The organism is Microbacterium sp. BWT-B31 (genome assembly GCF_041379855.1).
GTDB lineage: Bacteria > Actinomycetota > Actinomycetes > Actinomycetales > Microbacteriaceae > Microbacterium.
Genome location: NZ_JBFECU010000008.1, coordinates 19,721 through 41,493, shown reverse-complemented (window position 1 = coordinate 41,493; position 21,773 = coordinate 19,721). Strand labels below are relative to the sequence as shown.

Sequence of the window (21,773 nt, the reverse complement as noted above, 5' to 3'; positions counted from 1 at the left end):
CGCTGACGTAGAATCGGCTCAGGCCCGCCGCAGTCCGCGGCACGTTCGGAGGAATGCCATGACCGACACCGCACTGTCGACCGACCAGATCGCACGTGACCACGGCGTCCAGCTCACCGACGCCGCCGCGCTCAAGGTCAGGACCCTGCTCCAGCAGGAGGGCCGTGATGACCTGCGCCTGCGCGTTGCCGTGCAGCCGGGCGGATGCAGCGGCCTGATCTACCAGCTCTATTTCGACGAGCGCTTCCTCGACGGCGACAAGGCCGTCGACTTCGACGGTGTCGAGGTCATCGTCGACGACATGAGCGTGCCGTATCTCGACGGCGCGACGATCGACTTCAAGGACACGATCTCTGAGCAGGGATTCACCATCGACAACCCCAACGCATCGGGCAGCTGCGCCTGCGGCGACAGCTTCCACTGATCGCACAGCGTTTCTGAAGGGCCCGGAACCAGGCGGTTCCGGGCCCTTTCGCATGCCCGCGGCATCCGTGCAGACCCGCTCAGCGGGGCCGGAGTCTGAGCGGTTGGCCTGAATAGCCTGAAGGCTTGCCCTAGACTTGCGTGAGTCACATTTCGCAACTCTGAAAGGTGCACCTGTGCCGTCGAAACACCGCCTTCGCTGGGCCCTGGTACCGGTCGGTATCGCCGCGGCCGTTGTGCTCGCCGGATGTACCCCCACTGAGCTGAACGGGTTCCTCCCCGGGTTCGTCGAAGACGGCACGCAGGCCACGAACCACACCGCGATGGTCTCCGGACTGTGGGTCAACTCCTGGATCGTCCTGCTCGCCGTCGGCGTGATCACGTGGGGTCTCATGGCGTGGGCCGCCATCGCGTACCGCCGTCGCAAGGGCCAGTCGGGCCTTCCCGTCCAGCTGCGCTACAACATGCCGATCGAGATCTTCTACACGATCGTGCCGCTGATCCTGGTCGTGGGCTTCTTCGCATTCACGGCGCGCGACCAGACGACCCTCGAGACTCAGACCGAGAACCCCGACGTGTCGATCACCGCGATCGGCAAGCAGTGGTCGTGGGACTTCCAGTACAACGGCGAAGACGAAGACAACGCCGATGCCGTCTGGACGATGGGCATTCAGGCTCAGCCTCAGCCCAACGGCGACATCGACCAGGACGAGCTGCCGACGCTGTATCTGCCGGTCGGCAAGACGGTGAAGATCAAGCTCCAGACGCGCGACGTCGTCCACTCGTTCTGGATCATCGACTTCCTCTACAAGAAGGACATGGTCCCCGCTCGCGACAACTACTGGTCGTTCACTCCGGAGCGCGAGGGCACGTACGCGGGCAAGTGCGCCGAGCTGTGCGGCGAGTACCACTCGATGATGCTCTTCAACGTGAAGGTCGTCAGCGAGGCCGAGTACGAGGACTACCTCGAGTCGCTGCGCGAAGCCGGCCAGACGGGCGACATCGACCACGCCTACGACCGCCTCCAGAACCTGCCGGGAACCGGTGGCGAGGCATCCGCAGAAGAGGGAGATCACTGATCATGGCGACGACGCTTCCGCTTCAGGAGACCACGTCGGGACGCCCGACCACCCTTCCGCCTCGACAGGCCGCGCTGCTCAGCGCGTCGCGTGTCGACCAGAAGGGCAACATCATCGTCCGGTGGATCACCTCGACCGATCACAAGACGATCGGCTACATGTACCTGATCGCCTCGGTGCTGTTCTTCATGCTCGGCGGCGTGATGGCGCTGATCATCCGCGCTGAGCTGTTCGAGCCGGGAATGCAGATCATCCCGACGAAAGAGCAGTACAACCAGCTGTTCACGATGCACGGCACGATCATGCTGCTCATGTTCGCGACCCCGCTGTTCGCGGGCTTCGCGAACGCGATCCTGCCGCTGCAGATCGGTGCTCCTGACGTTGCGTTCCCGCGTCTGAACGCGTTCGCGTTCTGGCTGTTCCTGTTCGGCTCGATCATCGCCATCGCGGGTTTCCTCACGCCGCAGGGCGCCGCCGCCTTCGGGTGGTTCGCATACCAGCCGCTGGCGAACGCGACGTTCTCTCCAGGGGTGGGCGGAAACCTCTGGATGCTCGGTCTCGGCATGAGCGGCTTCGGCACGATCATGGGCGCGGTGAACTTCATCACGACGATCGTCACGATGCGCGCGCCCGGCATGACCATGTGGCGCATGCCGATCTTCTCGTGGAACACGCTGGTCACGAGCATCCTGATCCTGATGGCGTTCCCCGTGCTCGCCGCGGCGATCCTCGCCGCCGCAGCCGATCGCGTGCTCGGCTCGCACATCTTCGACGCCGCGAACGGCGGTGCGCTCCTCTGGCAGCACCTGTTCTGGTTCTTCGGCCACCCCGAGGTGTACATCATCGCGCTGCCGTTCTTCGGCATCGTCTCCGAGATCCTCCCGGTGTTCAGCCGCAAGCCGATCTTCGGGTACAAGACGCTCATCTACGCGACCATCGCGATCGCGGCCCTCTCCGTCGCGGTGTGGGCGCACCACATGTACGTGACCGGGGCCGTGCTGTTGCCGTTCTTCGCCGTGATGACGATGCTGATCGCAGTGCCCACGGGCGTGAAGATCTTCAACTGGATCGGCACGATGTGGCGAGGATCCGTCACGTTCGAAACGCCGATGGTGTTCACGCTCGGCTTCCTCGTGTCGTTCGTGTTCGGTGGCCTCACCGGCGTGATCCTCGCCTCGCCGCCGCTGGACTTCCACCTGTCAGACTCGTACTTCGTCGTGGCGCACTTCCACTACGTCGTCTTCGGAACAGTCGTCTTCGCAATGTTCGCGGGCTTCTACTTCTGGTGGCCGAAGTGGACGGGCCGCATGCTCAACGAGCGTCTCGGCTACGTGCACTTCTGGCTGCTGTTCATCGGCTTCCACATGACGTTCCTCATCCAGCACTGGCTGGGCGTGGACGGCATGGTGCGCCGCTACGCGGACTACTCCGCGGCAGACGGCTGGACGTGGCAGAACCAGATCTCAACGGTCGGTGCGATCATCCTCGGCGCGTCGATGATCCCGTTCCTGTTCAACGTGTGGATCACGGCGCGCAAGGCGCCCAAGGTCACGGTCAACGACCCGTGGGGCTACGGTGGATCGCTCGAGTGGGCGACGAGCTGCCCGCCGCCTCGGCACAACTTCACGTCGATCCCGCGTATCCGCAGCGAGCGGCCCGCGTTCGACCTCAACCACCCCGAGGCCGGCATCCCGGTCGGTGTGGGCCCCGCCAAGGACGCACCCGCCACACCGGTCGTCGACCTCGCCGAAGGAGAAGTGAAGTAGATGCGCACCAACGTCGGACTGTGGTGGCTGCTCAGCGGCTTCTTCTTCGTCGTCGCGGTCGTGTACACCGGGTGGAGCATCATCGCCCACGAGGGTGACGTGGTCCATCGCATCGAGTGGGTCGGCACGGTCGCGCTGCTGTTCACCTCGTTCATGGGTGTGCTCATCGCGTTCTACGTGAGCCGCGTGCACAAGGCACAGGGCGGAGACCTGCCCGAAGACACGCTCACCGCCGACATCGACGACGGCGACCCCGAGATGGGCGAGTTCAGCCCGTGGTCGTGGTGGCCGCTCGTGCTGGCGTTCTCGGCGGCGCTCGGCATGATCGGGCTCGCGGTCGGAGCGTGGCTGATGCCCATCGGGATCGCGGTGTTCGTCGTCGCGATCGTCGGCTGGGTCTACGAGTACTACCGCGGCTATTTCGCCCGCTGATACGTGCCGTTGCAGCTGAACGCTGCGGCGGTGTCGGAGGCCGGCCCGCACCGCACCAGCAACCAGGACTCGGCGTTCATCGCGACGTGGGGTGCGGCCGTCGCAGACGGGGTCGGTGGAGGCCCCTCGGGCGATCTGGCGTCATCGGCGTTCATCCATCGCCTCGTTGCGGGCGTACACGGCCGTCTATCGCTCGATGGCTGGCTGCAGCGCATCCGCATCGCGAATTGGGATCTGCGCGCTCACATCGAGCGTGACGCCGCGCTGCTGGGCATGGCGACGACGTTCACCGGGCTGCTCGCGGCAAGGGACGGAACAGTCGTCCTGGCTCACACCGGCGACTCTCGCGCCTACCTGCTGCGTGACGGGACGATGACCCGAGAGTCGCATGACGACTCCTACGTCCAGGTGCTCGTCGACCGGGGCCTGCTCGACGAGGCGGAGGCGGCGACGCACCCGCAGCGGAACATCATCACCGCGTCGATGCACGGCGGCGACGAGGACGTCGTCGCGATCGTGTCCCGCCCGGCCGTCGAGGGCGATCGTTGGCTGCTGTGCAGCGACGGTGTCACGGACTACCTCCCCGAACGTCACGTCGCGACCCTTCTCGCACAGGGGACCCCGTCGGCCTGCGCGCAATCGATCGTCGACCTCGCCCTTCACGTCGGCTCACGAGACAACATCACCGCGGTCGTCTGCGACGTCGTCGCCGATCAGGAACGCTCGGCGACCGCGCCCGTGTTCGCCGGTGCAGCCGCCGAACGCTTCGGGGAGCAACTCGAGTCGGCCTGAGCTCAGGCAGCCCCAGCCCGCGCGCGCACGACCATGGTGAGCGGGTCGAACGTTCGGGGGAGTGGCCCCTCATCGTTCTCGAGAGGCTGCCCGTCGCGCGCCCAGTACTCGTAGCCGCCGATCATCTCGCGTACGGCGTACCCGAGTTTCGCGAACTCGAGCGCACCCTTTGCCCCGGCGTTGCACCCCGGGCTCCAGCAGTAGACGATCACAGGCATGTCCAGGGGGATCTCTTGGGGCGCGCGCGTCGCGATCTCGCTGTAGTGCATGTGCACGGCTCCGGGAACCCGCCCCTGCGCCCATGCCTGGTCGCCGCGGACGTCGATCACCACGAAGCGTTCGCCGGCCTGCTGTGCGGCGTACACGTCGGAGGGGTCTGTCTCGTGAGTCAGCTTGGCGGTGAAGTACGAGAGTGCGTCTGTCATGCCTCAAACCTACGAGCGCGCCGCGGTGCGTGTTGTCGTCCAGGCGCCAGAGTCCGCCGGAATCCTGCCTACTCGATGAGCGCCTCGGCGGTCATCGACGGGCGCACCGAACACGGATGCCCGGCACCTGCTCCCTGAGGAGCGAGGGGCCGGGCATCCGATCGCCTGTCGAATCGGCGGCTACTGGCTGCCGTCGCTATCGCGGTTGCGAGACTTCTTCGCTCCGTCGTCGGGGATGATCACGTTCGACGGGCGGTTGGCCGTCTCGCTGTTGTGACCGTCGTCGATCGGAACGTGCGGCGCATCGGGAACACCTGCACGGTCGTGGGCGGCCTGGATCTCGGCGTCCTCTTCGTGAGCGATGTGATCCAGTGCGTGGTGCTGATGGGCCAGCGCGGCATCGAGCTCGGTCTGCGTGACCGGGGTGAGGCGGTCCTCGAAGAACCAGCGCGACAGCGACGAGCGCAGGTTCTCGTGCCATGGGATGCGGCCCTTGGCGTTCGGGCGTACGACCAGCGGCTCGTTGGTCTCGAAGTCGACCAGCTTCCACCGCTCGTACTCGTCGACCGGCTGATGCACCTCGATGTACTCGCCACCGGGCAGACGCACGATGCGACCCGACTCGTAGCCGTGCAGCGCGATCTCTCGATCCTTCTTCTGCAGGGCGATGCAGATGCGCTTCGTGACGAAGTACCCGATGATCGGGCCCAGGATGAGCAGAGCCTGGAGGGTGTGGATGACGCCCTCCATGGTCAGCGAGAAGTGCGTCGCGATGATGTCGGAGGACGCCGCGGCCCACAGCACCGCGTAGAAGATGACGCCGGCGACGCCGATGGCGGTGCGGGTCGCCGCGTTCCGCGGACGCTGGGCGATGTGGTGCTCGCGCTTGTCACCCGTGATCCACGCCTCGATGAACGGGTAGATGAGCACGAGGATGATGAACAGTCCGAGCACGCCGAGCGGGATCAGAATGTTGAACGACCACGTGCGGTCCAGGAACACGAACTCGAGGTGCGGCGGGACCAGGCGCAGCGCGCCGTCCGCGAAGCCGATGTACCAGTCGGGCTGGGTGCCGGCGGACACGGGGGAAGGGTCGTACGGGCCGTAGTTCCAGATCGGGTTGATCGTGAACAGCGACGCCACCAGCACGATCACACCGAACGTGATGAAGAAGAAGCCGCCCATCTTCGACATGTAGACCGGCATCATCGGGTAGCCCACGACGTTGTTGTTGGCTCGCCCGGCACCGCCGAACTGGGTGTGCTTGTTGATCACCATCAGCATCAGATGAACGACCAGGAGCGCCACGAGGATCGCGGGCAGCAGCAGGATGTGCAGTGTGTAGAGGCGTCCGACGATCTGGTTGCCGGGGAACTCGCCGCCGAACAGCAGGAAGGAGGTCCACGTGCCGATGAGCGGGATGCCCTTGACCATGCCGTCGATGATGCGCAGGCCGTTGCCCGAGAGCAGGTCGTCGGGGAGCGAGTAGCCGGTGAAGCCCTCGCCCATCGCCAGGATGAAGAGGATGAAGCCGATCACCCAGTTGAGCTCGCGCGGCTTGCGGAAGGCGCCGGTGAAGAACACGCGGAGCATGTGCACGCCGATGCCCGCGACGAACACGAGCGCCGCCCAGTGGTGGATCTGACGCACGAGCAGGCCACCGCGAATGTCGAACGACAGGCGCAGGGTGGAATCGAGCGCCGCCGACATCTCGACGCCGCGCATGGGCAGGAACGCGCCCGAGTAGTGGGTCGGGACCATCGAGGCCTGGAAGAAGAACGTCAGGAACGTGCCGGAGAGCAGCACGGCGACGAAGCTCCACAGGGCGATCTCGCCGAGCATGAACGACCAGTGGTCGGGGAAGATCTTGCGGCCCAGCTCCTTGACGAAGCCCGACAGGCTGGTGCGCTCGTCGATGTAGTTCGACGCGGCACCCACGAAGCGGCCGCCGAGGGGCTTCGGCTTGCTCTCAGCCTGGAACCGGGAGGTTGCGGATGCGGTACTCAATGGCGCTCCCAGAAGCTCGGGCCGACGGGTTCGGTGAAGTCGCTGCGCGCGACGAGGTAGCCCTCTGCATCGACCTTGATCGGCAACTGCGGCAGCGGACGCGCCGCCGGGCCGAAGATCACCGCAGCGCCGCGCGTGACGTCGAACTGCGACTGGTGGCAGGGGCACAGCAGGTGGTGGGTCTGCTGCTCGTACAGGGCCACGGGGCAGCCGACGTGCGTGCAGACCTTCGAGTAGGCGACGATGCCGTCATACGACCAGTCCTTGCGGTCCTCCGTCTCGATGAGCTGCTCGGGCTGAAGCCGCATGAGCAGGACGATCGCCTTCGCCTTCTCTTCGAGGTAGCCGTCCTCGTGGCCCAGGTCGGCCAGGTCTTCGGGGATCACGTGGAAGGCGGAGCCCAGGGTGACCTCGGACGCCTTGATCGGCGTGCCCTCGGGGTCGCGCGCCAGACGCGTGCCCTCTTTCCACATCGTGTGCGACAGCAGGGCGACGGGGTCTCCGGCGATCGGGTTCTCGGGGGAGTTCTGCGGGGCGAGGCCGCGAAACAGCGTGACACCCGGGATGATCGAGGCCACGAGCGCGGCGAACAGCGAGTTGCGGATCATCGCGCGACGGCCGAAGCCCGAGTCGTCGTTCGCGTCGGAGAACGCCTTGATGGCGGCCTCGCGCGTCGAGTCGCGTCCGCGCGTGGCGTGCCGGGGCTCGACGTACTCCTTGTCGGACATGACGGCCTTCGACCAGTGGATCGCACCGATGCCGAGGGCCAGCAGCGCGAGGGCGATGCCGAGGCCGATGAAGAGGTTGTTGTTGCGGATGTCGACGATCCGGCCGCTCTCGATCGGGAAGATCATGTACGCGGCGACCGCCCAGATGCTCGCCGCCACCGACAGGTAGAACAGCGTGTAGACGGTGCGGACCGCGCGCGTCATCGCGGCAGGATCCTTGTCGGTCATGCGCGCCCGGTGCGGCGGGAGCTCCGGAGCGTTCACCGGGTCGCTGACGGCGACCGCGAGCCCCGGGGAAGGCTTCCAGGAAGCCCTCTCGTGCTCGAGCGGATCGTCCTCGTGTGCCATGCTGTGTCCTCTTCGCGTGGGGTTTCGTCGTTCGATCAGTTGGACTTCGCCGTGATCCACACGGTGATGGCGATCAGTGCGCCGATGCCGAAGATCCAGATGAACAGGCCCTCTGATACCGGGCCCAGAGACCCGAGGGAGAACCCGCCGGGCGACTGGTTGTCCTGCAGGAAGACCAGGGCGGAGATGATGTCGCGCTTGTCTTCGAGCGTGAGGTTCATGTCGCTGAACACGGGCATGTTCTGCGGGCCGGTCACCATCGCGGCGTACATGTGCAGCGGGCTTGTGTGGGTGAGCGCCGGTGCGTACTTGCCCTCGGTGAGAGCGCCTCCCGCGGCGGCGACGTTGTGGCACATCGCGCAGTTGATGCGGAACAGTTCGGCACCGCGCGCAACGTCGCCCTCAGCGTCGAGCACCTCTTCGTCGGGGAAGGCGGGGCCGGGCGAGGTCGACTGCACGAACGCCGCAAGCGCCTTGATCTGGTCGTCGGTGAACTGCGGCGGCTTCTGCGGTGCTTGCGGGCCCTGCATCTGCAGCGGCATGCGGCCGGTGGAGACCTGGAACTCGACGGCGAGCTCGCCCACGCCGTAGAGCGCGGGGCCGTTCTCGGTGCCTTCGAGGTTGAGGCCGTGGCAGGTGGCGCAGTTGGCCTGGAACAGCTTCTTGCCGTCCTCGGCGCTGACCGCGGTGGGTGCGGACTCGTTCGTCGCGGCCATCGCCGCCGACGCGCCGGCGTAGACGCCGCCGGTGATCAGCAGTCCGATTCCGATGAGCGCCGCCGCAGCCCAGGGGCTCCGGCGGCCGTGCGAGCGGCGCTTGCTTTCTCGTGCCATGTCGGGACTTTGCTCCGCTCTATCTCAGGAAGTAGATGACGATGAACAGGGCGATCCAGACCACGTCGACGAAGTGCCAGTAGTACGACACGACGATCGAAGAGGTCATCTCCTTGCGCCCGAAGTTCTTGACCGCGAACGCGCGGCCGATGACCAGGAGGAAGGCGATCAGACCACCGGTGACGTGCAGGGCGTGGAACCCGGTCGTGAGGTAGAACGCCGACGCGTACGAGTCGGCGCTGATCGGCATGCCTTCGGCGACGAGCTGCGCGTACTCCCACACCTGGCCGGAGACGAACACCGCTCCCATGAAGAAAGTGAGGTAGAACCACTCGACCATTCCCCACTTGCGGAGGTTCCAGAACCCACCCGTGCGGTAGGGCTGGAATCGCTCAGCGGCGAAGACGCCCATCTGGCACGTGAAGCTCGAGAGCACCAGGATGAGCGTGTTCACAGCCGCGAAGGGAACGTTCAGCAGCGGTGTGCGCTCCGCCCACAGCTCTGGGGAGGTGCTGCGCAGGGTGAAGTAAATCGCGAAGAGACCCGCGAAGAACATCACCTCGCTGCCGAGCCACACGATCGTGCCGACAGCGACCGGATCTGGTCGCTTGACGGATCGCATGGCCTGGGAATAGGTCGCTGGCGTGCTCGTCACGTCCCCATTATGGCTGATGTCGGGCTCGGATATTCGCATCCTGCTCCACCCAGTGGGCTGTGGCCGACCTCGAAGCCGCCTCGACGCGCCCTGACAGGTTCCCGTGAGGATGCCGAGAGCCGGGCCTGTGGCCCCGGCGCCGTGCGCACGATCCCGCGCGTGATCGCGCGGTCTGCCGGCAGTAGGCTTCTGACCCATGGCGGATCTGTACTCGTGGCCCGATGTCCTGACGACTCTTCTCGAGGGCAAGGACCTCAGCGTCTCGGAATCCACCTGGGCGATGCGACAGGTGATGACCGGCACAGCGACGCCGTCGCAGCTGGCCGGATTCCTCATCGCGCTCCGTGCGAAGGGCGAGACGGTCGACGAGGTCGTCGGCTTCCGCGACGCGATCCTCGAGGCGGCGCTGCCGCTTCCGGTCCCGGCCGACGTGCTCGACATCGTGGGCACCGGGGGCGACAGGTTCGGCACGGTGAACGTCTCGACGACGGCGGCGATCGTGGCCGCGGCATCCGGAGTGCCCGTCGTCAAGCACGGCAACAAGGCCGCCAGCAGCTCCTCGGGCTCGTCGGACGTGCTGGCCGCGCTCGGCGTCGAACTGCTGCTGGCGCCCGAGGCGGTCGCCGAGACCCTCGAGCGCACGGGTCTCACGTTCGTCTTCGCGAGCGCCTTCCACCCCGGCTTCGGCCACGCGGGCCCGACGCGCGCCGAACTCGGAGTGCCGACTGTGTTCAACTTCCTCGGGCCGCTGTGCAACCCGGCGCGCGCCGAGGCCAACGCGGTGGGTGTCGCGCACCTCGACCGGGTGCCGCTCATCACCGGCGTGTTCCGCACGCGTGGCGCGACCGCGCTGGTCTTCCGCGGCGACGACGGCCTCGACGAGCTCACGACGACCGGTCACAGCCGGCTGTGGGAGATCAGTCGCGGCGACGTCCACGAGCACGACATCGACCCGCGCGACCTCGGCATCCCGCTCGCCGACATCTCGGATCTGCTCGGCGGCGACCCCGCCCACAATGCCGACGTCGTCCGTCGCGTGCTGGCGGGCGAGAAGGGCGCGGTGCGCGACATCGTTCTGCTCAACGCGGCCGCGGGCATCGTCGCGTACCGCCTGTCGCAGGATTCGACGCAGGCGCAGCGCCCCATTCTCGATCGGCTCGCCGAGGCGATGGATGCCGCGACCACGGCGATCGACGCAGGCGCGGCGTCGGCGAAGCTCGACGAGTGGGTCGCCGTGACCCGGTCGTTCGCGGGCGCCTGACGACACGCCGCGAAACGCCCGCGCGCACCTCTGGTGGCGCGCCGCTCGCGCGCGCTAGGTTGGCCGCAATCAGCCCGTTCGAGGAGGTCGCCATGTCGGATGCCGTCACCCCTGAAACCGCAGACACGATCGAACCGCCCGCACGCCGGACCGGAGGGGTGAAGATCGTCGGGACCCTCGGGATCGTCGGGGGCATCCTCCTCATCCTCGTGGGCGCCATCGCGTGGATCGCCGTGACCAACCAGCTCGTCGCCGAGGACATCACCATCCCCGACGACGCCGCGGCCTTCCAGGGTCAGATCGTCGCGGGGCCGTTCACCGCATACGTGCAGGCCGACATCATCAACCAGCACGCGCTCGAGGCATCGGGGGGAAAGACTTACGCCGAGCTCGACCAGGACGACCCTGTGCGCGGGACGGTCATGAACGCGTCGTTCCTGCGAGCGTCGCTGTTCACGTCGGTCGTCGCTTACGGCGTGGCGGCCTTCGCGGCGGCGATCGGCGTGCTCTCGATCCTCTTCGGCTGGGCGCTGCGTCGCCTGGCCGAGGCCCCGGTCGTCGTGAAGCGGTCGGCGTTCGCCGCGCCGGAGGCGTGACCGGCCGACGGTGACCACCGCACCCCGCTGAGCGTGTCATGCACCCGCACGACGCGCTGACCGAGATCGCGACGCTGCTCGAGCGCGAGCGCTCGTCGCGGTACAAGTCGAAGGCGTTCCGTGCGGCGGCGGATGCGATCGCGGGCCTCACCGACGACGAGCTGAGGGACGCGGCATCCCTTCGGCGTCGCAAGGGGATCGGCGAGTCGACCTTCGCGGTCATCGAGCAGGCGCTGGCCGGGGGAGTGCCGGGGTACCTGGCGGACCTGCGCGAGCGGACAGGCGCGCAGCGCGCGTCAGAGCTTCGGCGTCTGCTGCGCGGCGACCTGCACAGCCACAGCGACTGGTCGGACGGCCTCACCTCGATCGGCCTGATGGTCGAGGCGGCACGCACGCTCGGGCACGAGTACCTCGCGCTCACCGACCACTCGCCGCGGCTTCGGGTCGCCAACGGGCTCTCGCCCGAGCGGCTGCGCGCGCAGCGCGAGATCGTGCGCAGCTTCGGCGATGACGGCTTCGCGCTGCTGTGGGGGATCGAGGTCGACATCCTCGACGACGGCGCCCTCGACCAGGAGCCGGACCTCCTCGACGATCTCGACGTGGTGGTGGCATCGGCCCATTCGAAGCTGCGCATGGACCGTGCGCCGATGACGCGGCGGCTCGTCGCCGCCGTCTCGAACCCGCGCGTGGACGTGCTCGGCCATGTCACGGGACGCCTGGTCGAAGGCTCCCGCGGCACCAGGCCGCCGTCGAGCTTCGACCCGCGGCCGGTGTTCGAGGCGTGCGCCGAGCACGGTGTCGCCGTCGAGATCAACTCCCGCCCGGAACGCCAGGATCCTCCCGACGATCTGATCGCGCTCGCGCTCGAGATCGGATGCCTCTTCTCGATCGATTCCGACGCGCACGCGCCGGGGCAGCTGTCGCTCATCGACTACGGCGCCGAGCGCGCCGAGCGTGCGGGGGTCCCCGCCGAACGCATCGTCACGACGCGCTCGCTCGGCGGGCTGCGGGAGTGGCTGGAGAGGTCTCGCTGAACGGCGCGCGCGGCGCTACGTTCGGGGGATGGACTACTCTCGCGACGCGGTGCTGGCTCGCAACGACGACGAGTTCGAAGCGCTCATGGCGCTGATCGACGCCCTGCCGCCGGAGCGGCTCGACGAGCCGTTCGCGGGTGCCGCGCGCGACCGCAACCTTCGCGACGTCATCACCCATCTGCACGCGTGGCACATCCTGTTCGAGGGGTGGTACGCCGAGGGGCAGAGCGGTGGAACCCCCGAGATCCCCGCCGACGGCTACGCGTGGTCGCAGGTCGCCGAGCTCAACGAGGACCTGCGGCGGCAGTGGCAGCAGACGAGCCTGGCCGAACTGCTGCCCCTGCTGAAGGCCTCGCACCAGTCGCTGCAGGCCGATGTCGCGCTGCACACGGACGCCGAGCTCAGCGATCCGGTTCTGACGCCGTGGACGCAGGGGGCGGCGCTGGGCGAGTTCGCGATCGAGTGCGGGGGCAACCACTACCAGTGGGCGCGGGCCACGATCGCCGCCGGGCTCGGTCTCGCGTAAGGCTCAGCCGGCAGCGCCCGAGGACTTCAGCGCGTCGACGAGGCGCGTCATCGCCGTTCCCAGCGACCAGCGATCGGCGAAGGCCGCGGCATGCGCCTTCGCGCGGTCATCGAGCGGATGCAGCGCGGTGTCGACCGCCGGAAGGTCGAGGTCGCGCACGACCGCGACCACGCGCGGTGCGACCTCGAGGTAGGGCAGGGCCGCCGTGAGCTTCGTGCGCACGCCCGCGCTCATGCCGTCGCCCGCCTCGGCCGCCGCGAGGATGCCGGCGAGGTCGCCGTGCGCGAGGAGCAGCGCGGCGGCGGACTTCTCGCCGATCCCGGCGACCCCCGGAAGACCGTCGGAGGAGTCGCCGCGCAGCGTCGCGAAGTCGGCGTACTGGCTCGGCAGCACGCCGTACTTCGTCACCACGGTCGCATCGGTGACGACCTCGAGGTTGCTCATGCCGCGTGCGGTGTAGACCACGCGCACATCGCGGGCGTCGTCGACCAGCTGGAACAGATCGCGGTCGCCGGTCACGATGTCGACCGGCTGCGTCGCGGTGGTCGCGAGCGTGCCGATCACATCGTCGGCCTCGTGCTCGGCCGCCCCGACGATGGGGATGCCGGCAGCGGCGAGCGCCTCGCGGATGATCGGCACCTGCACCTCGAGCGGGTCGGGGACGACCTCGACGTCGGGCCCGCCGGCCACGACCTCGGCGACGCGGTGCGTCTTGTAGGAGGGGATGAGATCGACGCGCCACTGCGGGCGCCAGTCGTCGTCCCAGCAGGCCACGAGGTCGGTGGGCCGGTACAGCGTGACGAGCTTGGCGATGATGTCGAGGAATCCTCGCACCGCGTTGACCGGCGTGCCGTCGGCGGCGCGCACCGAGTCGGGAACGCCGTAGAACGCTCGGAAGTAGAGCGAGGCGGAGTCGAGGAGCATGAGGCGGCCGGGCATGCGCTCATCCTGCCACGGACCCCCGACGCGCGACCGGCCCCCGGCGACCCCGGGCCGCGGCTCAGTCGCGCACGTCGACGCCGAGCGCGACGGCGAAGGCGGACGCGAGCTGCTCGACCTGCCAGGGTGTGAGGGTCGCGCCGCGCAGAGCTGCCGGGTCGAGGTAGGCCGCGGCATCCAGCCCCCGCAGATCGAGGTGCTCGGCCCTCAGCCCCCGCAGATCGAGGTGCTCGGCCCTCAGCCCGCGCGTGTCGACCTCGTCGGCGCGCGGCTCGGCGAAGTCCACGTCGACGAGATTCGCGCCGGTCAGGTCGAGGCGCTGCGCGCTCACGCCGTCGAGCACGCACTCGGTCAGGGCGCTGTGCGCGGCATCCGTCACCTCGTCAAGACCGCTCACGCGCGTCTGGAACGCGTCTGAGCGGGGGCGGAGGCCGCCCCGGTCGTCGAGCCGGGCGGGCAGGTCGGGCGGCGAGACGCGCGGCGGGCTGGGGGGTGACGGGTCGGGCCATCCCTCGACAGTAGCGAGGGCATCCGACTCGCCCGCGGTCGCCGGCGCCCGGTAGACTCGGGGGACGAGCATCGATCCGGCCATCACCGGGGAGCTCTCGGAAGAACAGGACCCCGGTCCTCAGTAGAACCGAGCGGGGCAGGCCCGTCACAGCCGCAGTGAAAGCGGCTCGGCCATGAATCGAAAGGTTCTCGGCCCGGGCAAGCGGGGTGGTACCGCGGTCCGTGAGGATCGTCCCGGCGGCAGTTCAGTCCACCGAGACCTGCGAGACGCCATGACCTATCCCCGCACCTCCGCCTTCGGCCCCGCCGCCGATGCCGTTCCGGCATCTGTCGTGCCCAGCCCGCGGTTCCCCGAGATCGAGCGCGAGATCCTCGCGTTCTGGCACGCAGACGAGACCTTCCAGGCTTCCATCGCGCAGCGCGAGGGCGCTGACGAATGGGTCTTCTACGACGGCCCGCCGTTCGCCAACGGCCTTCCGCACTACGGGCACCTCCTGACCGGGTATGCGAAGGACCTCTTCCCGCGCTTCCAGACGATGCGCGGCAAGAAGGTCGACCGCGTGTTCGGTTGGGACACGCACGGTCTTCCCGCCGAACTCGAGGCGATGAAGCAGCTCGGCATCACCGAGAAGAGCCAGATCGAACAGATGGGCATCGCCGCCTTCAACGCGAAGGCGCGCGAGTCGGTGCTCGCGTACACGCGCGAGTGGCAGGACTACGTCACGCGCCAGGCGCGCTGGGTCGACTTCGACCGCGGCTACAAGACCCTCAACCCCGGCTACATGGAGTCGGTGCTGTGGGCGTTCAAGTCCCTTTACGACAAGGGGCTCGCCTACGAGGGCTACCGCGTGCTGCCGTACTGCTGGCGCGACGAGACGCCGCTGTCGAGCCACGAGCTGCGCATGGACGACGACGTGTACAAGATGCGTCAGGATCCCTCCGTCACCGTGACCTTCCCGCTCGTGGGCGCCAAGGCCGAGGCGCTCGGCCTCACCGGCGTGCGGGCGCTGGCGTGGACGACAACGCCGTGGACGCTGCCGACCAACCTGGCGCTGGCGGTGGGTCCCGGCATCCGGTACGCGGTTGTGCCCGGCGGTCCGGAGGGCGCCGCCGACGTGCCCGCGGGCGACGAGTCCGAGTCGGCGGTGGCGCACCGCTACCTCCTCGCCGAGGACCTCCTCGGCGGCTATGCGAAGGATCTCGGCTACGAGTCCGCCGAGGCGGCGCGCGAGGCGGTCGAACGGGTCGTGACCGGCGAAGAGCTCGAGGGCGTCGCGTACGACCGGCTGTTCGACTATTACGCGGATGCCGCCACCTGGGGCACCGAGAGCGCGTGGCGCATCCTGGTCGACGACTATGTCACCACCAGCGACGGCACCGGCATCGTGCACCAGGCTCCGGCGTACGGCGAGGACGACCAGCGGGTGGCCGAGGCCGCCGGCATCCCGACGATCCTGTCGCTCGACGACGGCGGGCGGTTCCTGCCGCACGTGACGGATGTCGCGGGCCAGCTGTGGATGGACGCGAATCGCCCCCTCATCCGCCTGCTGAAGCAGGAGGGCCGTCTTCTTCGCGAGGCCAGCTACGAGCACTCGTACCCGCACTGCTGGCGCTGCCGGAACCCCCTCATCTACAAGGCGGTCTCGAGCTGGTTCGTACGCGTCACCGACCTGAAGGACCGACTGCTCGCGAACAACGAGCAGATCACCTGGGTGCCCGAGAACGTCAAGCACGGCCAGTTCGGCAAGTGGCTCGAGGGCGCGCGCGACTGGTCGATCAGCCGCAACCGGTACTGGGGCTCGCCGATCCCGGTGTGGAAGTCCGACGACCCGGAGTATCCGCGCGTGGACGTGTACGGATCGTTCGACGAGCTCGAACGCGACTTCGGGCGCCTGCCGCGGAGCGCCGAGGGCGAGGTCGATCTGCACCGCCCGTTCATCGACGAGCTGACCCGCCCCAACCCCGACGACCCGACCGGCCGCTCCACGATGCGCCGCATCGAGGACGTGTTCGACGTGTGGTTCGACTCGGGGTCGATGCCGTACGCGCAGGTGCACTACCCGTTCGAGAACCGCGAGTGGTTCGACTCGCACGCGCCGGCGGATTTCATCGTGGAGTACATCGGGCAGACGCGCGGCTGGTTCTACGTCATGCACGTGCTGTCGACGGCGCTGTTCGACCGCCCCGCGTTCACGGGCGTCTCGTGCCACGGCATCGTGCTCGGCAGCGACGGCCAGAAGATGTCGAAGTCGCTGCAGAACTACCCCGATGTGAGCGAGGTCTTCGACCGCGACGGATCCGACGCGATGCGCTGGTTCCTGATGTCGTCGTCGGTGCTGCGCGGGGGCAACCTCATCGTCACCGAGGAGGGCATCCGCGCGGGCGTGCGCGAGTTCCTGCTGCCGCTGTGGAACGCGTGGTACTTCTTCGCCACCTACGCCAACGCCTCGGGCGGTCCCGACGGCGCCGGGTACGAGGCATCCTGGTCGACCTCTTCGACCGACGTGCTCGACCGCTACATCCTCGCTCTGACCGGCGATCTCGTGCGCGAGGTGGCCGCCGACCTCGAGGTGCTCGACTCGACGCTGGCCGCCGCCAAGCTGCGCGAGTTCGCCGAGGTGCTCACCAACTGGTACATCCGTCGCTCGCGCGACCGGTTCTGGGTGGGCGCGACCGACGACCCGCGCAGCCGCGAGGCGTTCGACACGCTCTACACCGTGCTCGAGACCCTCACGCGCGTCGCGGCGCCGCTGATCCCGCTCGTGTCCGAGCGCGTGTGGCAGGGGCTCACCGGAGGCCGCAGCGTCCACCTGCAGGACTGGCCCGACGCCTCGGCGTTCGCGCCGGCCGACGACATCCGCTCGGCGATGGACGCCGTGCGGGAGGTCTCGAGCACCGCGAACGCGCTGCGCAAGAAGGAGGGCAAGCGCGTGCGCCTGCCGCTGTCGCGTCTGACGGTGGCGGTGACCGATGCGGCGGCCCTCGCGCAGTTCGCCGACATCCTGCGCGACGAGCTGAACGTCAAGGCCGTCGAGTGCGTGCCGTTGACCGAGACCCTCGCCGAGGAGTTCGGGATCAGCCGACGACTCACCGTCAACGCGCGCGCCGCGGGTCCACGCCTGGGCAAGCAGGTGCAGCACGTCATCGCCGGAGCGAAGGCGGGCGTGTGGGAGGAGTCGGGCGGCATCGTGGTCGTCGACGGCATTCCGCTCGAAGAGGGAGAGTACGAGCTCGCCCTCGAGGCGGGGGGAGTGGCCGAGGGCACCGCGATCGCGCTCCTTCCCGGCGGCGGCTTCGTGCTGCTCGACACGCAGACCACGCCCGAGCTCGAGGCCGAGGGCCTCGCTCGCGACGTGATCCGCGCCGTGCAAGACACCCGAAAGGCCGCCGGCTTCGAGGTGAGCGACCGCATTCGTCTCGAGCTCGCCTTCGACGAGGCCGATGACCGTGTCGCCGTCGAGTCCGCGTTCGAGACCGCGAACGTCGCGGGAGAGACCCTCGCGGTCGAGCACTCGTTCTACGGTCCGCGGGGCAGCCGGCCGGCCGAACCCGCGCCCGACCACGTCGGAGTGTTCCCCGCCGGCGCGTTCGCCAACCGCGGCGCCTTCGAGGTCGCCGTCACGCGGGTGGCGGCATCCTCATGACCGGCGGCTGTGCCGAACTCCTGAGCTTCGGGCCTCGGAGCGGCGTCCACGGCCCGGCACCGCGGGAAACGGGCAGAGTCTCAGGAGTTTGGAGCGCGGCATGACGACAGACCACGATCGCTCGCGGGCGGACCGCGTCTACGAGGCGCTGCTGCAGCGACAGGGCGAGCGGTGGGTGCAGCCGCGCGTCGAGCGCACGGCACGCCTGCTGGCGTTCCTCGATGACCCGCAGCGCACATACCGCGTCGTGCATGTGACCGGCACCAACGGCAAGACGTCGACGAGCCGCATGATCGAGAGCCTGGTGCGCGCCCACGGGCTGCGCACGGGCCTGTTCACGAGTCCCCACCTGGAGCGCTTCACAGAGCGCATCATGATCGATGGCGAGCCGGTGGCCGACGCCGCGATCGCCGACGCATGGGACGAGGTCGAGCCCTTCGCGGGCATCGTCGACGCCGAGCTGGCCGCGGCGGGCGACGCGCCGCTGACGTTCTTCGAACTGCTGACGGTGCTCGCGTTCGTCGCGTGCGCCGACGCCCCGGTCGACGTGCTCGTGCTCGAGGTGGGCATGGGCGGCTCGTGGGACTCCACCAACACCGCCGACGGCGACGTGGCGGTGTTCGCGCCGATCGACCTCGACCACGCCGACCGGCTCGGCGACACGATCACCGAGATCGCGACCGTGAAGGCGGGCATCATCAAGGACGGCGCGGCGGTCGTATCGGCGAGGCAGGATGCCGCGGCCGAGCGCGTGCTGCGCGAGGCCGCCGCGGCCAAGGGCGCGACGATCGCGTTCGAGGGCGACGGGTTCGCCCTCGTCGAGGACCGGCTCGCGGTCGGCGGACAGCTGCTCACGGTGCGCGGACTCGCGGGCACCTACACGGACGAGTACCTGCCGCTGTACGGCACGCATCAGGGGCACAACGCCGCGCTCGCGATCGCGGCGGTCGAGTCGCTCATCGGCGGCGGCACGATCCCGCTCACGGGCGACGTGCTCGCCGAGGGCCTGGGCCAGGTCACCTCGCCCGGCCGCCTGCAGCTCGTGGGCGCCGAGCCCACCGTGCTCGTCGACGCCGCGCACAACCCCCACGGCGCCCGGTCGCTCGTGGCCGCGCTGCGCGAGGCGTTCGACTTCGACGAGTGGGGGATCGTGCTGGGCGTGCTCTCCGACAAGGACGCCGCCGGGATCGTCGCCGAGCTCGCGCCGGTCGCGGCGCACGTCTTCGCGACCGTGCCCGACTCGGAGCGCGCGAGCGACGCCGAGACGATCGCCGACCTCGCGGAGGCGGCGGGGCTGCGCACGAGCGTGCACCCCGACCTCGCGGACGCCGCCGACGAGGCGCGGCGCTGGGCCGCGGCATCCGCTCGCCGCGCCGTGGTGATCGCGGGATCGGTCGTTCTGGCCGGCCAGGCGCTCGCGCTCGCCGCCGCCGAGGACTGGAAGTCGGGGTGGGAGCAATGACCGAGGCGGCAGCGCCCGCGCCCCGCGCGCGTCGCCCGCGGGGCGCGGCGGAATCGCTCGGCTCCATCGTGCTGGTGTTCGAGTCGGTCATCGTGTTCCTCGGCGGCCTCGTCGTCTACGGGCTGAAGGTGCTCCCGACAGGCATCGCGCCGTGGTGGGGAATCGTCGCCGGCGCCGTGATCGCCGTGCTCATGCTCGTCACCTCGGGCCTGCTGCGCTACAGGTGGGCGATCGGGCTCGGCTGGGTGCTGCAGGTCGTGGTGGCTCTGGGAGGCCTGCTCGTACCGGCGCTGATCCTCATCGCACTCATTTTCGGAGCGATGTGGGGATATGCGACGATCAAGGGAGCCGCGCTCGACCGGCGCAACGCGCGCCTGGCCGCCGAGGCCGCCGGCGCCGACCCGACAGGAGACTGACATGCACACCGAAGAGACCCTCGTCCTCGTCAAGCCGGACGGCGTCGCTCGCGGCCTCACCGGTGCGATCCTGGCGCGCATCGAATCGAAGGGCTACGCGCTCGTCGACATCAAGCTCGTCGAGCCCGAGCGCGACCTGCTCGAGCAGCACTATGCCGAGCACGCCGGCAAACCGTTTTACGAGCCGCTGGTCGAGTTCATGCTGTCGGGCCCGTCGGTGGCGATCCGTCTGGCGGGCAACCGCGTGATCGAGGGCTTCCGCTCGCTCGCCGGCACGACCGACCCGACGACCGCCGCGCCCGGCACCATCCGCGGCGACTATGGCCGCGACTGGGGTCTGAAGGTGCAGCAGAACCTCGTGCACGGCTCCGACAGTCCCGAGTCGGCCGCACGCGAACTGCAGATCTGGTTCGGCTGACGCTTCTTCGCCCAGCCGTTCTCGCACCGAATGGCCGGTGTGTTCCCGGGCGCCTCGTATGCGTTCGGTGAGAGCACGGGCTCGGCGCGCGGGGGAGAGGGTGCGGATGCTCCGCCTCACGGCTCGGCGACCGTGAAGGTCACCTCGGCCGATGCGCACGACGCCCCGCTCGGGCATTGCGCGGTGTCCCAGTAGTTCGCGATCCACGCGATCGCCGAGCCGGGGCCGATCGTCGGCGGCACCGTGATCGACACCTCGAACGATCCGTCGCCGTCGGGCTTCACCTTCGCCTCGGCGAGCGGGATCGGCTTGCCCGCCGGCTGGATGCGAACCACCCACTCGGTGCCGTCCGGCACCGGACACGCGTGCGTCGTGGCGACGGTGACGATGCGGCCGGGCTTCGGGTCGTCGGGGGTCACGGTGAGCTCGGGGACGCACACCGACGCCGGCGGGCCGGACGCGAGGCATCCGGGCAGCGCCCCCAGCGCGAGCGCCGCCACAGCGAGGGCGGCCAGACGTGGCATCCGTTCGCGTGCGCGCATGAGGTGACGATAGACGGCGCCGAGCGCACGCGGAACCCCTTCAGAAGAGCGAGCTCAGCACGTCCAGGCGCAGCTGCGCCAGGACGGCCACGATCGCGTAGCTGACCACGGCCAGCAGCGGCACCCAGCTCATCAGCGCATCCGCCCCGCGGCGCACCGCCGCCGGCGCCGGAAGCAGCCCCGTGCGCAGCACGTGCAGCGTCACGACGTAGAAGGACGGGATCGTCACGACCCACGTGACCATGCACCACGGGCAGAGCGTGCCGAGAACGAAGATGCTCTGCGCGATCAGCCAGATCACGAAACCGAACGCGAACGTCATCCCGAGCCCGAACAGCAGCCAGAACCAGCGCGCGAAGCGGGCTCCGGCCAGGATCGCCACGCCGACGACGATCGGGGCCATCCATCCCGCCAGCCCCAGGATGGGGTTCGGGAAGCCGAACACCGAGCCCTGCCATGAGACCAGGTTCTTGCCGCACTGCACGAGCGGGCTGAAATCGCAGGATGCCTGGCTGCCGGGGTTCTCGAGCAGGTGCAGGCGCTCCATCGTCAGTGAGTAGGCCGCCCACCAGCCGATCGTCCCCGCGATGACGAGCCAGACGGCCATGACGGTCGGACGGGTGTGGACGGCGGAGTGCGACATGCGTCGGATTATGGCACCCGCAGGCCTGCGGAATGCTGGGCGAGCGCCGTGGGAAATGCTCGGTACGCCCGCGGATGGGCTTTTTCGGCCCGGAGGTGCGATAATGATGGGGATGTGTCGCGGCCGCGCCGCGAACGCGCATCACCGTAGACTTCGGGCGACGACAGCCCATCGCAGCACGAGCCCCCGCCGTAGAGCCGGCTCCGGCTGCAGACCGAGTGAGTTCGCAGCGACGCCCCGTACCAGAGGGCACGGAGCGGCGCAGCACGAGATTTCGCCGGGCGGCGCGCGGTG

At 68.9% G+C, this 21,773-nt stretch carries 22 protein-coding genes; 13 read left to right on the top strand and 9 right to left on the bottom strand.

Features of this window, described 5'->3' with window-relative positions; translation table 11 throughout:
• Nucleotides 1-58: 58 nt before the first annotated feature.
• From erpA to AB1K54_RS09930, 5 genes are all read left to right on the top strand, one after another.
• Nucleotides 59-424 carry an iron-sulfur cluster insertion protein ErpA gene (gene erpA, locus AB1K54_RS09950; protein ID WP_371202589.1) on the top strand — a complete coding sequence of 122 codons (366 nt, stop codon included), beginning with the start codon at nt 59-61 and terminating at the stop codon, nt 422-424.
• A 175-nt stretch (nt 425-599) separates the two neighbouring features.
• Nucleotides 600-1,502 (top strand): cytochrome c oxidase subunit II, encoded by a 903-nt coding sequence (coxB, locus tag AB1K54_RS09945; protein ID WP_371202588.1) that lies wholly within the window; start codon nt 600-602, stop codon nt 1,500-1,502.
• Nucleotides 1,503-1,504: 2 nt separating this feature from the next.
• Complete coding sequence (gene ctaD, locus AB1K54_RS09940; protein WP_371202587.1) at nt 1,505-3,268, top strand: cytochrome c oxidase subunit I; 1,764 nt, start codon at nt 1,505-1,507, stop codon at nt 3,266-3,268.
• A complete protein-coding gene (locus AB1K54_RS09935; RefSeq protein WP_371202586.1) occupies nt 3,269-3,700 on the top strand; it encodes a cytochrome c oxidase subunit 4 in 432 nt (143 codons plus the stop codon).
• A gap of 30 nt (nt 3,701-3,730) precedes the next feature.
• Nucleotides 3,731-4,492: a PP2C family serine/threonine-protein phosphatase gene (locus tag AB1K54_RS09930; RefSeq protein ID WP_371202585.1), complete on the top strand. Its 762-nt coding sequence runs from the start codon at nt 3,731-3,733 to the stop codon at nt 4,490-4,492.
• A 2-nt stretch (nt 4,493-4,494) separates the two neighbouring features.
• On the opposite strand, the gene AB1K54_RS09925 is transcribed toward AB1K54_RS09930, so the two are convergent.
• The 5 genes from AB1K54_RS09925 to AB1K54_RS09905 all read right to left on the bottom strand — a co-directional run bounded on the left by AB1K54_RS09925 (nt 4,495) and on the right by AB1K54_RS09905 (nt 9,455).
• Nucleotides 4,495-4,917, bottom strand: a complete 423-nt coding sequence (locus tag AB1K54_RS09925; protein ID WP_371202584.1) for a rhodanese-like domain-containing protein — start codon at nt 4,915-4,917, stop codon at nt 4,495-4,497.
• Between the two features lie 180 nt (nt 4,918-5,097).
• Complete coding sequence (locus AB1K54_RS09920) at nt 5,098-6,924, bottom strand: cytochrome bc complex cytochrome b subunit (RefSeq protein ID WP_371202583.1); 1,827 nt, start codon at nt 6,922-6,924, stop codon at nt 5,098-5,100.
• Entirely contained in the window at nt 6,921-8,000 is a 1,080-nt protein-coding gene (locus AB1K54_RS09915) for a ubiquinol-cytochrome c reductase iron-sulfur subunit (protein WP_371202582.1), read from the bottom strand. Before AB1K54_RS09915 ends, AB1K54_RS09920 begins: the two co-directional genes overlap by 4 nt.
• 35 nt (nt 8,001-8,035) lie before the next feature.
• Nucleotides 8,036-8,833: a c-type cytochrome gene (locus AB1K54_RS09910; RefSeq protein ID WP_371202581.1), complete on the bottom strand. Its 798-nt coding sequence runs from the start codon at nt 8,831-8,833 to the stop codon at nt 8,036-8,038.
• Nucleotides 8,834-8,852: 19 nt separating this feature from the next.
• On the bottom strand, nt 8,853-9,455 hold the full coding sequence (locus tag AB1K54_RS09905; protein WP_371202709.1) for a heme-copper oxidase subunit III: 603 nt from the start codon (nt 9,453-9,455) through the stop codon (nt 8,853-8,855).
• Between the two features lie 229 nt (nt 9,456-9,684).
• Between AB1K54_RS09905 and trpD the strand changes: the two genes are divergently transcribed.
• From trpD to AB1K54_RS09885, 4 genes are all read left to right on the top strand, one after another.
• On the top strand, nt 9,685-10,749 hold the full coding sequence (gene trpD / locus AB1K54_RS09900) for an anthranilate phosphoribosyltransferase (protein WP_371202580.1): 1,065 nt from the start codon (nt 9,685-9,687) through the stop codon (nt 10,747-10,749).
• 92 nt (nt 10,750-10,841) lie between these two features.
• On the top strand, nt 10,842-11,345 hold the full coding sequence (locus AB1K54_RS09895; protein WP_371202579.1) for an aromatic ring-opening dioxygenase LigA: 504 nt from the start codon (nt 10,842-10,844) through the stop codon (nt 11,343-11,345).
• Between the two features lie 38 nt (nt 11,346-11,383).
• Nucleotides 11,384-12,379, top strand: a complete 996-nt coding sequence (locus AB1K54_RS09890) for a PHP domain-containing protein (protein WP_371202578.1) — start codon at nt 11,384-11,386, stop codon at nt 12,377-12,379.
• Between the two features lie 28 nt (nt 12,380-12,407).
• Nucleotides 12,408-12,905 (top strand): ClbS/DfsB family four-helix bundle protein, encoded by a 498-nt coding sequence (locus tag AB1K54_RS09885; RefSeq protein WP_371202577.1) that lies wholly within the window; start codon nt 12,408-12,410, stop codon nt 12,903-12,905.
• Between the two features lie 3 nt (nt 12,906-12,908).
• On the opposite strand, the gene AB1K54_RS09880 is transcribed toward AB1K54_RS09885, so the two are convergent.
• Nucleotides 12,909-13,844, bottom strand: coding sequence for a 5'-3' exonuclease H3TH domain-containing protein (locus AB1K54_RS09880; RefSeq protein WP_371202576.1), 936 nt, complete (start codon nt 13,842-13,844; stop codon nt 12,909-12,911).
• A 61-nt stretch (nt 13,845-13,905) separates the two neighbouring features.
• The gene (locus AB1K54_RS09875) at nt 13,906-14,424 is read right to left on the bottom strand and encodes a hypothetical protein (RefSeq protein WP_371202575.1); all 519 of its coding nucleotides are present in this window, start codon (nt 14,422-14,424) and stop codon (nt 13,906-13,908) included.
• A gap of 202 nt (nt 14,425-14,626) precedes the next feature.
• Here AB1K54_RS09875 and ileS point away from each other — a divergent pair, with 202 nt between their 5' ends.
• From ileS to ndk, 4 genes are all read left to right on the top strand, one after another.
• Entirely contained in the window at nt 14,627-17,998 is a 3,372-nt protein-coding gene (gene ileS / locus AB1K54_RS09870; protein WP_371202574.1) for an isoleucine--tRNA ligase, read from the top strand.
• A gap of 100 nt (nt 17,999-18,098) precedes the next feature.
• Nucleotides 18,099-19,460, top strand: coding sequence for a folylpolyglutamate synthase/dihydrofolate synthase family protein (locus AB1K54_RS09865; RefSeq protein WP_371202573.1), 1,362 nt, complete (start codon nt 18,099-18,101; stop codon nt 19,458-19,460).
• Nucleotides 19,457-19,876, top strand: coding sequence for a DUF4233 domain-containing protein (locus tag AB1K54_RS09860; RefSeq protein WP_371202572.1), 420 nt, complete (start codon nt 19,457-19,459; stop codon nt 19,874-19,876). The genes AB1K54_RS09865 and AB1K54_RS09860 overlap by 4 nt, the downstream gene beginning before the upstream one ends.
• 1 nt (nt 19,877) lies before the next feature.
• Nucleotides 19,878-20,294, top strand: coding sequence for a nucleoside-diphosphate kinase (gene ndk, locus AB1K54_RS09855; protein ID WP_371202571.1), 417 nt, complete (start codon nt 19,878-19,880; stop codon nt 20,292-20,294).
• Nucleotides 20,295-20,410: 116 nt separating this feature from the next.
• Here ndk and AB1K54_RS09850 read toward each other — a convergent pair whose 3' ends face one another.
• On the bottom strand, nt 20,411-20,836 hold the full coding sequence (locus AB1K54_RS09850) for a hypothetical protein (RefSeq protein ID WP_371202570.1): 426 nt from the start codon (nt 20,834-20,836) through the stop codon (nt 20,411-20,413).
• Nucleotides 20,837-20,876: 40 nt separating this feature from the next.
• The gene (locus AB1K54_RS09845) at nt 20,877-21,479 is read right to left on the bottom strand and encodes a vitamin K epoxide reductase family protein (protein WP_371202569.1); all 603 of its coding nucleotides are present in this window, start codon (nt 21,477-21,479) and stop codon (nt 20,877-20,879) included.
• Between the last annotated feature and the right edge of the window lie 294 nt (nt 21,480-21,773).

Bases quoted from the DNA above. Each gene is read 5' to 3' on its own strand.
- erpA (WP_371202589.1), top strand. From the start codon at position 59: ATGACCGACACCGCACTGTCGACCGACCAGATCGCACGTGACCACGGC.
- ctaD (WP_371202587.1), top strand. From the start codon at position 1,505: ATGGCGACGACGCTTCCGCTTCAGGAGACCACGTCGGGACGCCCGACC.
- AB1K54_RS09935 (WP_371202586.1), top strand. From the start codon at position 3,269: ATGCGCACCAACGTCGGACTGTGGTGGCTGCTCAGCGGCTTCTTCTTC.
- AB1K54_RS09925 (WP_371202584.1), bottom strand. From the start codon at position 4,917: ATGACAGACGCACTCTCGTACTTCACCGCCAAGCTGACTCACGAGACA.
- AB1K54_RS09915 (WP_371202582.1), bottom strand. From the start codon at position 8,000: ATGGCACACGAGGACGATCCGCTCGAGCACGAGAGGGCTTCCTGGAAG.
- AB1K54_RS09910 (WP_371202581.1), bottom strand. From the start codon at position 8,833: ATGGCACGAGAAAGCAAGCGCCGCTCGCACGGCCGCCGGAGCCCCTGG.
- AB1K54_RS09905 (WP_371202709.1), bottom strand. From the start codon at position 9,455: ATGCGATCCGTCAAGCGACCAGATCCGGTCGCTGTCGGCACGATCGTG.
- trpD (WP_371202580.1), top strand. From the start codon at position 9,685: ATGGCGGATCTGTACTCGTGGCCCGATGTCCTGACGACTCTTCTCGAG.
- AB1K54_RS09895 (WP_371202579.1), top strand. From the start codon at position 10,842: ATGTCGGATGCCGTCACCCCTGAAACCGCAGACACGATCGAACCGCCC.
- AB1K54_RS09890 (WP_371202578.1), top strand. From the start codon at position 11,384: ATGCACCCGCACGACGCGCTGACCGAGATCGCGACGCTGCTCGAGCGC.
- AB1K54_RS09885 (WP_371202577.1), top strand. From the start codon at position 12,408: ATGGACTACTCTCGCGACGCGGTGCTGGCTCGCAACGACGACGAGTTC.
- AB1K54_RS09880 (WP_371202576.1), bottom strand. From the start codon at position 13,844: ATGCCCGGCCGCCTCATGCTCCTCGACTCCGCCTCGCTCTACTTCCGA.
- AB1K54_RS09875 (WP_371202575.1), bottom strand. From the start codon at position 14,424: ATGCTCGTCCCCCGAGTCTACCGGGCGCCGGCGACCGCGGGCGAGTCG.
- ileS (WP_371202574.1), top strand. From the start codon at position 14,627: ATGACCTATCCCCGCACCTCCGCCTTCGGCCCCGCCGCCGATGCCGTT.
- AB1K54_RS09865 (WP_371202573.1), top strand. From the start codon at position 18,099: ATGACGACAGACCACGATCGCTCGCGGGCGGACCGCGTCTACGAGGCG.
- AB1K54_RS09860 (WP_371202572.1), top strand. From the start codon at position 19,457: ATGACCGAGGCGGCAGCGCCCGCGCCCCGCGCGCGTCGCCCGCGGGGC.
- ndk (WP_371202571.1), top strand. From the start codon at position 19,878: ATGCACACCGAAGAGACCCTCGTCCTCGTCAAGCCGGACGGCGTCGCT.
- AB1K54_RS09850 (WP_371202570.1), bottom strand. From the start codon at position 20,836: ATGCGCGCACGCGAACGGATGCCACGTCTGGCCGCCCTCGCTGTGGCG.
- AB1K54_RS09845 (WP_371202569.1), bottom strand. From the start codon at position 21,479: ATGTCGCACTCCGCCGTCCACACCCGTCCGACCGTCATGGCCGTCTGG.